Source organism: Francisella philomiragia subsp. philomiragia ATCC 25015 (assembly GCF_000156715.1).
GTDB classification, from domain to species: Bacteria; Pseudomonadota; Gammaproteobacteria; order Francisellales; family Francisellaceae; genus Francisella; species Francisella philomiragia.
Window position 1 is genome coordinate 772,111 of sequence record NZ_DS999316.1, and the last position, 15,083, is coordinate 787,193.

Sequence of the window (15,083 nt, forward strand, 5' to 3'; positions counted from 1 at the left end):
TTACTTAGACTGTTTTTTCTTTTCTAACATTTTTTCTAAGAAATGTATGTTAGTTCCACCCTTGATAAACTCTTCATGATTAAGAATTTCTTGGTGAAGTGAAATATTAGTTTTAATACCACTAATAACCATTTCTTCAAGTGCAGCACGCATTTTCTGTAATGCAGTCTCTCTATCATGTCCACGCACAATCACTTTCGCAATCATTGAGTCATAATTTGGTGGCACTGTATAACCAGAGTATATATGAGAGTCAACACGAACTCTTGGACCAGCTGGAGCATGATACATATCTATCTTACCTGGAGATGGTATCATTCTCTCAGGATCTTCAGCATTGATTCTACACTCAATAGCATGACCAACTATAGCAATATCTTCTTGTTTCCAACTTAGTCCTAGACCAGATGCAACTTTGATCTGTTCTTTAATAAGATCTGTAGATGTGATCGACTCTGTAACAGGATGCTCAACCTGAATTCTAGTATTCATCTCAATGAAATAGAATTCGCCATTTTCATACAAGAATTCAAAAGTACCAGCACCACGATATTTAAGTATTTTACAAGCATTAACACACTGTTCACCAATACGCTTTCTCTCTTCATCAGTTAAACCGATAGCTGGAGCCTCTTCAATAACTTTTTGATGTCTTCTTTGAGTTGAACAATCTCTCTCAAATAAGTAGACAGCATTACCTTGACCATCTCCGAAAACTTGGATCTCAATGTGGCGTGGATTCTCTAAAAACTTCTCCATGTATACCATATCGTTATTGAAAGCTATTCTTGCTTCACTCTTAGTAAGAGAGATAGCACTAATTAAATCTTCTTTCTTTCTAACGATGCTCATACCACGACCACCACCACCACCAGCGGCTTTGATGATAACAGGGTATCCAATTTGCTCAGCGATTTCTAGATTTTTCTTTTCATCACTTCCTAATGGACCACCTGAACCAGGTACACAGGGCACACCAGCTTTCTTCATATACTTAATAGCTTCTACTTTATCGCCCATGACTTCAATATTTTCAGCACGTGGACCGATAAAAATGAAACCACTCTCTTCAACTGCTTTTGCAAATTTTGCATTTTCAGATAAGAAACCGTAACCTGGATGAATTGCATCTGCAGATGTTATTTCAGCAGCTGCTATAATAGCTTGGATATTAAGATAACTTAGATTAGGCGCTGCTGGACCAATACAAACGGCTTCATCAGCTAACTTTACATGCATAAGATTAGCATCAGCAGTTGAATACACTGCTACTGTCTTAATCCCCAACTCTCTACATGCTCTTAATATTCTAAGAGCTATCTCACCTCTATTGGCAATTAATACTTTTTTAATCATTTTGTATTACCTTTAAAAGTTTATACTAGATTTATGAAGTCTCTACTTAAATTATTGATTCGTTATTATTCAATAATAAATAAAGGTTGATCGAATTGAACAGGATCGCCATCTTTAGCAATTATTTTAACGATCTTACCAGCTTTCTCAGCTTCAATTTTATTCATAATCTTCATCGCTTCGATTATACAAAGAATATCACCTTTCTTAACTTCTTGACCTTCTTTAACATAAGGGGCTGCATCTGGTGAAGACGCTCCATAGAATGTACCAACCATAGGAGATTTAATTTCTTCACCACTAACTTCATTAGCTACTTCAACTTGCTTAGGAGCTGATGTAGAAGCTGTAGTGTTAGCTAATACTGGAGCCGCAGGTGCTACGTTACTCACAGCAGGAGCTGCTGATACAACTGTAGCAGCTGTATTATTTTTTGTCATAAAAATGCTTGAGCCACCATCTTTAACTCTAATTTCTTTGATATCGCTCGAGTTAAGAATCTCTGCTACTCTATCTATCGCTTTTAATAAATCCATATTTCTACTCTCCTTTCATATTAATGTAGTTAATTGCTTCTATTAGCGCTAATGTATATCCGTTTGGCCCAAACCCAAATATGCACCCATAAGCGATATCCGATAGAAGCGACTTAGTCCTAAACTCTTCTCTATTATATATATTCGACAAATGTATTTCAATAAAAGGCTTATCTATAGCCAAAAAAGCATCACGTATTGCAATACTTGTATGCGTATATGCTGCAGGATTAATAATTATTATTTTTGCCTCTGTTTGTTGAATTTTGTCAACGATTTCTCCTTCATGATTACTCTGAAAGAAATCAATGGCTAGTTTATTATTTTGTGCCGTTCTATATAAGTCATTATTGATATCATCAATAGTCTTATTACCATAGATATGAGGCTGTCTCTTTCCCAAGAGATTAAGGTTTGGACCGTTAATAACTAAAATATGCATGTTAAATATCCTTATAGCTTTTTAAGGCTTTAATACTATAACGCTTATGCGTCTCTACACAATAACAACTTAGCCGACCACCAAAAACACAACCCGTATCCAAAGCTATAGCATCGCTATCTTTTGTTTCCCCTTTGATAGCTGCCCAATGACCAAAAACTATCTTATATTTATTTTCAAATTTCTTATGTTTAAGTTTAAACCATGGCTTAAAATTTTCTGGAACTTGATCAATTGTTGAGCTAAATTTAAGATTTAATCTTCCATTTTTATCTATTGTTCTCATCCTAGTGAAATAATTGAGGATACATAACCATCTATCAATACCCTCTAACTCTTTATTCCACTTTTCCATTTCATTATTAAAAAGATTAGCTAACAAAAGTCTTCTTGTAGTTGGATTTTTTAATACAAATTCTACTTCATTAGCCCTTTTAAGTGCTTTTTTAGGCGACCAAATATGTGGGATTCCTGCGTGAACTATAAAAGTGTTATTTACTTTTACTAGAAGAGATTGGTTGCACAACCACTCTTGAACTTCTTTCAAATTCTTAGCTTTTAGAATATCGTCAAATGTATTCTTACTACTCGATGGTAAATAATTGTAACTAACTGCTAAAAATAATATCTCATGATTACCTAAGACAACTTGCGCCGATTCTCCCAAAGACATTATGAAATTAACTATCTCAAGAGACTTAGGTCCTTTATTTAAAATATCTCCGGCAAAAACAAGTTTGTCTTTATGCTTATCAAACTTTATATCTTGTAGCAACAGTTGTAGCTCATCATAACAGCCCTGTACGTCACCAATAACATATGTAGCCATTTGTATTCACCTTATTTAAAAAAGTTTGCTAAACTGACAAAATCCTCCACGCTTAAATTTTCTGCTCTAAGCTTAGTATCTACAGGCAGAGCACTAGGATTTATATCAAATTCTTTTAATATACCCTTAAGATTATTATGCAGAGTTTTTCTGCGTTGCGCAAAGCTTTGTTTAACAATATTTTCAAAAAAAACATAATCATTAACAACCAACTTATCAACTTTAGGCTTAAGACGTAGAATTGCTGAGTCAACTTTGGGCTGAGGATAAAAAACTTCTGGAGGAATATTCAGTATCATACTACAATCAAAATGATATTGTAAAATTACCGATAACCGACCATAAGTTTTCGAATTTGGTTGAGATATGATTCTCTCAACAACTTCTTTCTGTAACATAAAATGAGCATCAATAATTTTGTCACTTTGTTCAATTACTTTAAATAGTATTGGTGAAGAAATATTATAAGGTAAGTTACCAACAAGCTTTAACTTCTGTTGCGAATCAGCTCTTACAATATCCAAATCAAACTTTAAAAAATCTTCATTAAAGACTTTGGGTTCGCCATATTTTTGACAATTCTGTAACAAAGTATCGATGACACTAGCATCAAATTCAACAACATTAACATTATCAGAGCATTTAAGTATATAGCGTGTCAATGCTCCCAGACCAGGACCTATTTCAAGCACTATATCATCTTTTTTAATATTTGCTAATTGAACTATCTTTCTTATTATATTTTCATCTTGTAGAAAATTTTGACCTAATGATTTTTTAGCTTTTGTTTTATATTGCATTTTAATAAAGTTCTGGTGTCTTTAAATCATCTTCTAATATCTCAATGTATGCATCATCTTTCATTGAGGTTAACCACGTCTTATAGACTTCTTGAGCTTTCTCAGAAAAAATAGCTTCTAAAGCTTTTTGTTCTTTAAGCTCTTCTGCAGCGTCATGTTCTTTAACTTTTGTATATTTCATGATCATCCAAGTCTTAGGGTCTGCTTGAAAAGGCTCTGAAACCTCTCCCTCTTTCATTGTCTCTAGCTTTGCAAATGCTGCTGGTGGTATTGCTGGTGGACTATCCAACCTAGAAACCCATCTAAATTTACCATTAGCATGATCATAGTCCTGATTGTATTTCAAAGCCACCTTTGTAAAATCTTGACCACTTTCAATAGCAAGCCTTGCACGATCTAGAGAACTTTTAGCACCTTCCTCTGTCATACCACCATCTAATTTTATTTCTATAGCATAAACATAATATTTAGTAACTTTCTTACTTAACATCGGCGCTTTCTCATCAATGTTATCAATATATATCATTTGTAACGTATGATTTACAATAAAAGGCTCTGACACTTGGTGCTCTTTCAAATCTTTGACATAGTCCCTATACATACTGGGTATTGAATCAAATTTTACTTGTTGACTGACAATACCACCATAAGTAGCATTAGGAGCTTGAGAAAATTGTTTAACAACTTCAGAAAAATCAATATATCCTTTGTTAACTGCAATTGCTAACTTTTTAAATAAATCTATCTTCTTTTGTCGAGCTTTTTTTGAATCCGGCAAGGCTACAATAAGATTTTTTAGAGTATAAAGCTTAATAGGAGCCATTTCTCTATCAAATTGCTCTTGATGCTTCTTAATATACTTTTGAATTTCTTCTGGTGAAACATACACTTGTTGAGAGATTGCTTGTTGCTGTAGCTGACTAACCATAAGCTGCTCTCTTATTCTTTTCTTATAACTTTCAAAAGACATGCCCGAAGCTTCAACATTTAATTTTAAAGATTCAACCGAAACACCGTTTTTTGCTGCGATATCTTTTATTGCTGCATCAAGCTGTTGATTGGAAATTATTATATTATTTCGTTCAGCTAACTGTAACAATACACTCTGAGCAATTAAGTCTTGCAAAGCCTCTCTTCTAATTTGTAGTGAATCAGAGTGAAAGCTTGAATTTGGATTCATAGCTTCAAATTTTGCAACTTCTTGATCTAACTCAAAAGAAGTAATAGGTTTACTATTAACAATTGCCACTGTCTTGTTCACAAGATGCCTTTTATCTTCAGACATTTCTGACGAGTCTGATGGAGCACTAATACTCGAATCAAACGAGTTTTGAAACAAGCTAGAGGATATATCTGACAGACCGCTAGAGACTGTCAGCAATGTAATAACAACTGAAGTCAGCAACTTCTTCATTATATACCCTCTCCCCACTGACCTTCTTTATAGCCATTTATCTGTTGTAAACGTGAAGATAAATCACTAGTATTTCCAACTCCACCAAGACCTTTTAATTCAAACTCCAATAAATAAGTTTGTGTCAAGTCAGCTAATTTCTGCGGGTTATTTGGATCTTCATTAGTATATGAGCTAGCTTGCCACATAGCCCTAACAGCCCAAGACTTAGCATTATATTGAAGACCTGCGAATACGTTTGATATTTGCTGTTGCTTAAAATTATAGTTCCATAGTGCTGTAACACCCCAGTGATCCGTGATATTTAATAACGTTGATAAAGTTATAGTCTCTTGAGGTTGTGGAGTTTGTCCAGTATTGATTTGCTCTTGTGTAATAGAGTTCCAGTTATTTTCAATACTGTTATATGAAATATTAAAAATATTCTCATTTTCATCTTTGTATGATAATTGGTAAACCTGATAGTCAAATTTCGATGTTTGTAATCTATAATTAATTTGTGCCGATAAATAAATATTCTTTATTACTTGGAATTCAAAAGATGACATAATAGGAGAGAACATATCATTTGCATACTGATCCTCCATCTCAGGATATGGACATTTCGCATTACCTTGACATAGATTAACTTTTCTATCTGCAAAATATGCCATCTGCCCAATTTTAGCAGAGGCCAAAGTGCTCCCATCATCTTGGCTTGTAGTATATGTTTCTAAGGCATAAGTCAGCTGATTAGCATTATTAATTCTATCATAACCTGTAAATCTATTTACTTGGAACATCTGCATATACTGTTCATTCTGCATACTCGTATCAAATATTGGAATATCGGTTTGATTCTGATACGGGATATAAGTATAGAATAATCTTGGCTTAATCGTTTGCGTATATGAACCACCTTCTGTTGTATAATCCCTATCAAAATATGCAGCTGCATCTATATTGAATATAGGTAAAACACTTGTAACCGTACTATTATTAAATTTAACTGTATCAGTTGCTTTTCTATCAAGTTGATAATAACGAATTGGCAACTCTAAAGAAGGATTAAGATAACCCCACTCATTATTAAAATTACCTTTAATTTTAGGTGATTCATAAGATCTAAAGCCACTTACGTTAGTCCCTTCTGTTGGCGATACTGCAGGGTTTATTGCCCAAGGTGATTTATAGAAATATGTATTGAGCGTGTTCGCACTTAGAGTTACATAATCAGGTGTATAACCATCAGAAGTTACATTAAATTTCACTTCTGGTAGCTTGGCATAAGGTATGTTTGCTAAATCAATAGAAGGATTAACAACTCCATAATCTAGAACTGTTATTCCAGAATCAATATAATCATTATCATAATTTAAATCAAACTGTCTAGTAAGCAATGTTTTAGTAACTAAATTAACATTTCCTGCCGAGAAGTCATTATAGTAATTCTGATCACTGACATATTCATAGATAAGGTTTGTAGATAGAGTCCCATCTCCAAGTGCATAACTACCACTAGTAGTTATATCAAATGCACCTCTCATCCTACCTTCTTTGAAGTCCCAAGGAACAATAGAGCCATCAAACTCTCCTTCAAAATATTTAGTCATATAACGGAATGTACCATTTTCCATAATACCTCTTTCTGACCAAATAACGTTATTAAGTAAAAAATCATAGTTTGGTGCTAAATTAAAGTAGTATGGTACAGAAACTCCTATACCAGAATTACTATTTTGAACAAATCCTGGGAACAAGAAACCTGATTTACGCTTATCGTTTATCGGATGGGAGAAATATGGTATGTACATCACAGGCACATCATCTATCTTGAAGAAACCGTTTTTAACGTACGCCATCTCAGTATTGGTATCGATATCAATATCACTACCAGTTATCTTCCAAGCATTGTCATATGGTCCTCCTGATGTGATATAACCATCAGAAAGCATTAGATTACCATCTTCTTCTTTCTTAAGAGTTTTTGCATAGCCACGCAAGTAACCAGTAAAATTCTCTTTATCGTAAATCCTGGTATCAGGCATCTCACGAGCCATTCTAAAATAAGCTTCGCCAGTACTATAAGTGCCATTAGTCATATCAGAATCTAGCTCTTTAGTTCTAATTACAATACCTGTAGATGGTTGCTTAGCAATAACATCACCTGTCATAACCATTGATCTAATTGCACTATTATCACTCGTCAAATTTACTATGGCATTATTACCGTACAATTCTTGATCACATTGAAGAACTTGAACATTACCAGAAGCAATTAATGTACCATCATTATCAAATTCTGAATTTTCATAACTAAGATCAGTCTTCTTTGAAGCACATAGCGCTTGGGTAAACTGTGGATCATTACTGTAATAACCTCCCACAAAAGTTTCTGGTTTTTTAACCCATGCAAGATCATCAGCAAGAGCTTTCTCTCTTTCTGCAGCACTAATCTCTTTATCAAAAACATCCTTAGGCTTTTCTGCTCTTTTACAGCTCCACTGGCCATCTACAATTTCACATTTCCAATCTTCTTTGATAGGGTTTTTACTAATAATCCGCGCAGCATGAGCTTGTACTGTAAACGCTACAGTACCTAAACATACTAGTAAATACCTGTGAATCCCCTTTAACATATTTGACCTTTGAAAGCCTTAATTTTATTGAGTTTTTAAAAATAACCGTGATATTATATCTACATTTACTAATTTTTTCCATTTTTAATTTAAAGACGGTAACTTCTAAAACAAAGAACTGGATTATCTCAATGAATATAGAAAACCATTTATCAGACATATTTGCACAAGCATTTGAAAAGTTAGGATACTCTCAAAGTTTTGCTAAAGTTGTAACATCTACTCGTGAAGGTGTCGGCCACTTTCAATGCAATGGCGCGATGCCTCTAGCCAAATTTGCCAAAAAAGCACCTCTAGTAATAGCTCAAGAAATAATTGAACAAATTGAGAATGAAGATATTTTCTATAAGCTTGAGGTTGCAAAACCTGGATTTATAAATATATCTTTATCTAATAAGTTTCTAGCTGCTACAACTGATAAGTTTCTTAATTCATCTAAATTTGGTGTACAAGATAATACAAAGCCAAAAAAAGTAGTTTTAGATTTTGGTGGTCCAAACGTTGCTAAACCAATGCATGTTGGTCATATCAGATCAGCATTATTAGGCGATGCTCTCCAAAGATTACATAGATTCTACAATGATAATGTAATATCAGATGTGCATCTTGGTGACTGGGGTACTCAAATGGGTATGTTGATAGAAGAAATAAAACTAGAATCCCCTGATCTCGTGTACTTCGATGAAAACTATAATGGTGAATACCCTAAAGAATCTCCTGTAACAGTCCAAGAGTTAGCTGAAATATATCCAAGAGCTTCAAAAAGATGTAAATCTGATATCATCGAAATGGATAAAGCAAGACAGGCAACTTTTGAACTTCAACAAGGTCGCAAGGGTTATGTAGCTCTATGGCAACATTTTGTGAGAATATCTATAGAAGCTATTAAAAAAGATTTTGATAGTTTAGATGTCCATTTTGACTTATGGCTCGGCGAAAGTGATGCAAATAAATTTGTAGACGAAATGATCGCATATTTTAAGACAAATAAATTCATATATGAAGATGAAGGAGCATGGGTCATTGACACCAATAAAGAAGGTGTTCCTCCACTTATAGTCATCAAAAAAGATGGTGGTGTAATGTATGGCACGACCGATCTTGCGACACTATGGCAGCGTGCTAAAGATTTAAACCCTGATGAAATAATTTATGTGGTGGATAAAAGACAATCCCTTCACTTTAAACAAGTGTTTAGTGTTGCTAAGAGAACAAAAGTAGTTAGTGAAGAATGTAAACTTAAGCATGTTGCATTTGGCACCGTCAATGGAAAAGATGGTCGTCCATTTAAAACACGTGAAGGTGGCGTAATGCATCTTTCAGATCTAATATCTCAAGCAAAAAATTATGCTCATAAAAGAATGCCTGATGAGAATGATGAGAATATTACTAATCAAATCGCTATGGCAACTATTAAGTTTGGTGATTTGGTTAACAACTACGCTAATGACTATATTTTTGACTTAGAGAAGTTTGCACAGTACGAAGGTAAAACTGGTCCATATCTACTATATACAACAGTTAGAGCAAAAGCTATTTTGAGAAAAGTCTTCGGAGATAATTATGACATCAACTCTCTAGCTAAAGAATACAGAATAACAAAAGCAGATAATGAGCACGAAGAAAAACTACAATTACAATTGATACAATTCCCAATTGCAGTATCTCGTGCTTATGAGAATTCTCAGCCTCATCACATTTGTGAATATGCATACTCTCTTGCTAATAGCTTTAACAGATTTTATGTAAATTGTCCCATTATGAATCTTAACGATGAGCAACTAAAAAAATCAAGAATCGCACTATGTATGGCAACAGTAAAAGCCATGACTATAGCAACAGATTTATTAGGAATTTCTATTCCTGAGAGAATGTAGAGATAAATAACTACTTTAATCCTACCAAATTTAACTTTAATTTCTACTTTAAGACTCAGTTAGAAATTAATTGGAAACTAGCTTATGTTAAAAATCTTTGAACAGCCCAAGGCCTTTTATACCATCTTTATGTTAGAAATATGGGAGCGATTTGGCTATCAAGCTCTCGTTGCTATTTTAGTTGTTTATCTACAACGTGGTAGCATTCAATTAAGCGAAAGTTCGGCAATTGCAACTTATGCTGCATTCGCAGCACTGGTATATGCGTTTATAGTATTAGGTGGCTATATTGGCGATGCAATCCTAGGAGCAAAAAGAACAATCGTTCTAGGACTTATTGTCTTACTAAGTGGATATGCACTATTGACAATAGGAGATAAAGAGTCAACATTATGGGGACTTTCTTTTATATGTGTCGGTACAGGCTTATTTAAATCAAACCCTACAAGCCTACTATCAAAATGTTATGAAAAAAGTGACTCCGGACAAATCAGTAATGCTTTCACTCTTTTTTATATGGCTATAAATTTAGGCTCATTACTTGGTAGCTTAGCGATTCCAACTATTGCAAAGCATTATGGTTACTCTGCAAGTTTTGTAGTTATCTCTATAGCTTTGATCTTTGCTATAGCAACTTTTGTAGGCTTTGGTTTTACGATGAAACACATCTCTACTCACGCAGGTGCCAAAAAGCTTAGATTAAGTTATTTATTCTGGGTAATAATAGGGGTGATTGCTATGATATATATAGTCAAGGCTCTACTTGCATATTTATTCTTAGCAAAATTAATAGTTATTTTGAGCTTTATTGCTTGTCTACTTATCTATATATATCTAGCATTTTTATACAAAAAGGATGGATACTTCTATAAGATGATGCTTGCGCTGATACTAATGTGTGAGGCTATAGTATATAAGATATCATACATACAGATGGCATCATCTATAAACTTGTTTACTATCAAAAATACAGATCATTCAATTTTAGGATTTATAATAGCACCGGAGACATTCCAAGCACTTAATCCTTTCTGGATATTTGTTTTAAGTCCAATCTTAGCGATGTACTATGTACACTCTAATAACACAAAGTTTAGCTTAAATGTATATAGCAAATTCTCTACTGGGTTACTTGTAATAGGCCTATCTTTCATACTACTGTATATTTCTAAATTTACAGCTCATAGTGGTGTAATCTCATCATACTGGCTATTTGGTAGTTATGCTCTTCAAGCACTAGGAGAACTACTAATATCCGCTATTGGGTTATCTATGTTTAGCAGACTTGCTCCAGCTAAGGTTAATGGATTTATGATAGGAGTTTGGTGGGTATTCTTGGCATTTGCTTCGATTTTAGGTGGATTAGTTGCTCAATTAACTGCTATCAGTAAACAACAAGTATCTTCAGAAACCCTCACCCTATCTCTAAATACCTATACCAGCCTTTTCTTAATGATTGGAATTGCTATAGTAATTGTTTCATTTATATCTTTTGGTCTTTCGCCATTTAAAAGGAAACTTATTAATCAACAGTAATCATCTAAATTATTAAAAACGATCAAATAATTTTTGGATCTGATTTACGTTGTCTGTTTTTAGCAAACATAACTGGAGAAATATTCTCGCTTTCTCTGGTGAAAGAGTTCCTGACGATACAAGATCAAACTTATCATCCAGATTATTATAATTATGTGTAATCTGACCAGAACCTACATAACTTGAGCGTACAACAACTATACCTTTAGCTCTTGCTTTCTTGAGAAAATCAGCCTGATTAGATGGAATATTACCATCACCAAGTCCTGCAAGAACAATACCCTTTAAATCTTTAATTTCTAAAAGACTATCTAAAAATTCTAAAGACACATCAGGTGATTCAAAAACAACCTCAACATGAGGCAATGCTTTTATTTTCTCTAGATCATCTACAGATACAACATTTCCCACATATTTAGGAGTTTGATAATAGCTAACACTACTAGGAGTTACAGTACCTAATTTCCCATAATTTAATGCTTTAAAAGCATCAACATTCGTTGTATTAGTTTTAGAAACATCGTTAGCAGTTAAGATCTCTTCATTCATAACTACTAATACACCTTTATCTAAAGATTGTTTATCAACCGCAACCAATAACGCATCATAAAGATTCATAAGAGCATCACTGCTTAAAGCTGTAAATGCCCGCATTGCGCCTACTAGGACAACTGGTTTTTTAACATCTAAAACTTGATTTAAAAAGAAGGCTGTTTGCACCATGCTATCGGTACCATGAGTAATTATCACTGCATCAACATTAGAATTATCTAATAATTTTTGTATATGCTCAGCTAGCTTAATCCGCATTGCCATAGTCATATCTACACTATCAATATTATAAAACTGTTCAGATTTTATATTTGCTATTCTACTAATCGCTGGTACTTGCTCAACAATATCATCAATAGACAAACTTCCAGCTTTATATACAGAATCCGTTGATGATTTAGCAACCCCTGCGATCGTACCCCCTGTAGCAACAATATATACATTAGGCAGAGCTACTCCCATAGCAACTGTTACAAAACAAATTGATAAAATAAATATAATTTTTTTAATATTTGCCATAATGCCAGTAGACTGAAGTTAATCTACAGAAATTAAATCATAATTTTGAAATAACTCAACAAGAATTATATTAGGCAAGTAAGTAATGCTTACTCGATAAGGATAAATTTTATAAGAGACCTAATTTATCAAAGCCTATATTGTTTAACGCTCCATACAAAATCACTGCTACTGAATTTGATAAATTAAGACTACGACTATTTTTGTGCATCGGAATTTTCAGCTGTGTTTTTTCAAGCAATTTTAAAACGTCGATCGGCAATCCTCTTGTCTCAGGTCCAAAAAGTAAAATATCATCATAATTAAAATTTACTTGATGATAATATTGTTTCGCTTTAGTTGTACACGCCCAAATCTTATTTTGTTTATTTTTCTGATAAAACTCATCAAAATTTTTATAAATCTTAAGATCGGCAAACTCATGATAATCAAGACCTGCTCTTCTAAGTTGCTTGTCTTCTAATTTAAATCCTAATGGTTCTATCAAATGTAACTTAGCGCCAACATTTGCACACAACCTGATTATATTACCGGTATTTGGTGGAATCTCAGGCTCGTATAAAGCAATATTTATCATTTTTATATATCTACATCATTATTTAAAAAGTTATCAAACTCATCTTGTTTCGCTTTTTTTGCTGCTTTTTTATTTGAATGATAGCTCTCTGCTCGTGTTATAAAATCTTTATTCATAATTTTTTGCAAATATTCAGGATCAAGTAAAAATGGTTTGTTAGGTGTTTTTTGTTTTTTCATAGCTTCAGGAATTCTAACAGAATACAAGACTAAAATATCGTCATTATTCTCTATAACAACTAAGTTAGCTTCAAGATTATATTTCTGATTAACTAAATGATACTCCTTATGATTATCAATATCGATTTGCTTCACAGGTTTAACTTCATAATTAATTTTAACTGCTTTTCTAATAATTTTTTTGTTTGTTTCTTTCAAGTATTTTAGAAACTTCTGTTTATGCTTTATAACTTTATGTTCAGCAGCTATCATTTTAGGAAGAACATTGTCAAGAAAGTATTTTGTCTCACTTTCATCCAACGCAAAACAAGTACCAGACTCTTCTGATTTATAAAAACACCCTTTCGTATCAATAAATAGATAAAGCTTTTCTGTCTTATCATAATAAATATGATAATCACTCAAAGACTTAGGATGTCCCAAATAAACAAACTCATCTTGTGAAATTATTGCGCATGAAGAGATAATTAATAAAAAAAATACAACTGAAATCAAACTAAGTTTTTTTTTCACTGTAACGATACCTAAAATAATCTTATAGTTTCGATTCTATATTATTTTAAAATTTTTTGATAGTTCTTAATTTAACCAAGATGCAACATCTAAAGCTGTATAAGTAAGAATTATTTTAGCACCTGCTCTTTTCATCGATGTCAATGTTTCTATAGTGATTGCTTTTTCATCAACTAGACCTGCATTAGCAGCAGCTTTAATCATCGCATATTCTCCACTGACATGATATGCTGCTATTGGCAACTCTATTATATGACTCAGTTCATTAATAATATCTAAATAACTCAATGCTGGTTTAACCATAATAAAGTCTGCACCTTGTTCAACATCTGCTAGAGCTTCACGGATAGCCTCTTTTTTATTACGATAATCCATTTGATAAGTTTTACGATCTCCCTTAAGAGATGAACTACAAGCACTTCTAAATGGACCATAATATGCTGAAGCATACTTAACTGAGTATGACATAATACTCACAGTTTCAAATCCTGACTCATCCAATGCTTGACGCATTGCAATTATCATGCCATCCATCATTCCACTTGGTGCAACAATATCTGCACCAGCTTGTGCATGAGAAATAGCTGTTTTTTGTAATATTTCTAATGTTTGATCATTATCAACATAATCATGCTCATCCAAAATACCACAGTGTCCATGAGGTGTAAAACTACACATACACACATCTGTAGCTACTACAAGCTCTGGAGCAAGTTGTTTAATTTTTCTGATTGCTTGTTGCGTTATACCGTTTGGATCATAATTCTCTGATGATATAAGATCTTTGGTTTTTGGTACACCAAATATCATCAAACTTTTTATACCTAATTTTATAACCTGCTCAACAAGCTCATCAAGCATATCCACTGACCAATGATATTGATTTGGCATACTTGAGATTTCTTTTTTGATACCATTACCATGCACAACAAATATTGGATACATCAAATCATCTATGTTCAAATTTATCTCAGCAACCATATCTCGAAAGGCTTGAGTAACTCTAAGTCTACGTGGACGTGATATTGGAAAACTCATATTTATTTAAACCTACTTTTTCTTTATATTAGGATTTCTTCTGTATAGTACTAAGATATTACCGATTATCTGAACAAGCTCGGACTTTGTAGCTTTAACAATCTCTGCAGCAATTTCTTGCTTTTCTTGTTTCGGTAGACGACCTGCTTTTACTTTGATCAACTCGTGTGATGCTAAGGCTAGATCAATTTCTAACATTACATTCTCAGTAAGTCCTTTTTCACCCATTAACACAACTGGCTTTAAAGCATGTGCTTGGGCTTTTAAATTTTGTTGTTGTTTTACATCCATTTTATT

14 protein-coding genes are annotated in these 15,083 nt (G+C 33.3%); 2 read left to right on the top strand and 12 right to left on the bottom strand.

Annotated elements, in window-relative coordinates; all coding sequences use genetic code 11:
- The 7 genes from accC to FTPG_RS09140 form a co-directional block, all read right to left on the bottom strand.
- The gene (gene accC / locus FTPG_RS09110) at positions 1-1,356 is read right to left on the bottom strand and encodes an acetyl-CoA carboxylase biotin carboxylase subunit (protein WP_004288176.1); all 1,356 of its coding nucleotides are present in this window, start codon (positions 1,354-1,356) and stop codon (positions 1-3) included.
- Between the two features lie 65 nt (positions 1,357-1,421).
- The gene (accB, locus tag FTPG_RS09115; protein WP_004288177.1) at positions 1,422-1,892 is read right to left on the bottom strand and encodes an acetyl-CoA carboxylase biotin carboxyl carrier protein; all 471 of its coding nucleotides are present in this window, start codon (positions 1,890-1,892) and stop codon (positions 1,422-1,424) included.
- A 4-nt stretch (positions 1,893-1,896) separates the two neighbouring features.
- On the bottom strand, positions 1,897-2,334 hold the full coding sequence (gene aroQ / locus FTPG_RS09120; protein ID WP_004288178.1) for a type II 3-dehydroquinate dehydratase: 438 nt from the start codon (positions 2,332-2,334) through the stop codon (positions 1,897-1,899).
- Between the two features lies 1 nt (position 2,335).
- The gene (locus FTPG_RS09125; protein ID WP_004288179.1) at positions 2,336-3,163 is read right to left on the bottom strand and encodes a symmetrical bis(5'-nucleosyl)-tetraphosphatase; all 828 of its coding nucleotides are present in this window, start codon (positions 3,161-3,163) and stop codon (positions 2,336-2,338) included.
- Positions 3,164-3,174: 11 nt separating this feature from the next.
- On the bottom strand, positions 3,175-3,963 hold the full coding sequence (rsmA, locus tag FTPG_RS09130) for a 16S rRNA (adenine(1518)-N(6)/adenine(1519)-N(6))-dimethyltransferase RsmA (RefSeq protein WP_004288180.1): 789 nt from the start codon (positions 3,961-3,963) through the stop codon (positions 3,175-3,177).
- Between the two features lies 1 nt (position 3,964).
- Positions 3,965-5,377: a SurA N-terminal domain-containing protein gene (locus tag FTPG_RS09135; protein ID WP_004288181.1), complete on the bottom strand. Its 1,413-nt coding sequence runs from the start codon at positions 5,375-5,377 to the stop codon at positions 3,965-3,967.
- A complete protein-coding gene (locus tag FTPG_RS09140) occupies positions 5,377-7,995 on the bottom strand; it encodes an LPS-assembly protein LptD (protein WP_004288182.1) in 2,619 nt (872 codons plus the stop codon). The genes FTPG_RS09135 and FTPG_RS09140 overlap by 1 nt, the downstream gene beginning before the upstream one ends.
- A gap of 131 nt (positions 7,996-8,126) precedes the next feature.
- Here FTPG_RS09140 and argS point away from each other — a divergent pair, with 131 nt between their 5' ends.
- Both argS and FTPG_RS09150 read left to right on the top strand, forming a co-directional pair.
- Positions 8,127-9,872, top strand: coding sequence for an arginine--tRNA ligase (gene argS / locus FTPG_RS09145; RefSeq protein ID WP_004288183.1), 1,746 nt, complete (start codon positions 8,127-8,129; stop codon positions 9,870-9,872).
- Between the two features lie 84 nt (positions 9,873-9,956).
- A complete protein-coding gene (locus FTPG_RS09150; RefSeq protein ID WP_004288184.1) occupies positions 9,957-11,408 on the top strand; it encodes an oligopeptide:H+ symporter in 1,452 nt (483 codons plus the stop codon).
- 12 nt (positions 11,409-11,420) lie between these two features.
- Here the strand turns inward: FTPG_RS09150 and FTPG_RS09155 are convergent, their stop codons facing one another.
- From FTPG_RS09155 to yhbY, 5 genes are all read right to left on the bottom strand, one after another.
- Entirely contained in the window at positions 11,421-12,479 is a 1,059-nt protein-coding gene (locus FTPG_RS09155; RefSeq protein ID WP_004288185.1) for an asparaginase, read from the bottom strand.
- A gap of 109 nt (positions 12,480-12,588) precedes the next feature.
- Entirely contained in the window at positions 12,589-13,056 is a 468-nt protein-coding gene (gene trmL / locus FTPG_RS09160) for a tRNA (uridine(34)/cytosine(34)/5-carboxymethylaminomethyluridine(34)-2'-O)-methyltransferase TrmL (protein ID WP_004288186.1), read from the bottom strand.
- A gap of 2 nt (positions 13,057-13,058) precedes the next feature.
- Positions 13,059-13,748, bottom strand: a complete 690-nt coding sequence (locus FTPG_RS09165) for an FTN_0109 family protein (RefSeq protein WP_004288187.1) — start codon at positions 13,746-13,748, stop codon at positions 13,059-13,061.
- Positions 13,749-13,814: 66 nt separating this feature from the next.
- Positions 13,815-14,786 (bottom strand): porphobilinogen synthase, encoded by a 972-nt coding sequence (gene hemB / locus FTPG_RS09170; RefSeq protein ID WP_004288188.1) that lies wholly within the window; start codon positions 14,784-14,786, stop codon positions 13,815-13,817.
- 12 nt (positions 14,787-14,798) lie between these two features.
- On the bottom strand, positions 14,799-15,077 hold the full coding sequence (yhbY, locus tag FTPG_RS09175) for a ribosome assembly RNA-binding protein YhbY (RefSeq protein ID WP_004288189.1): 279 nt from the start codon (positions 15,075-15,077) through the stop codon (positions 14,799-14,801).
- Positions 15,078-15,083: the final 6 nt, after the last annotated feature.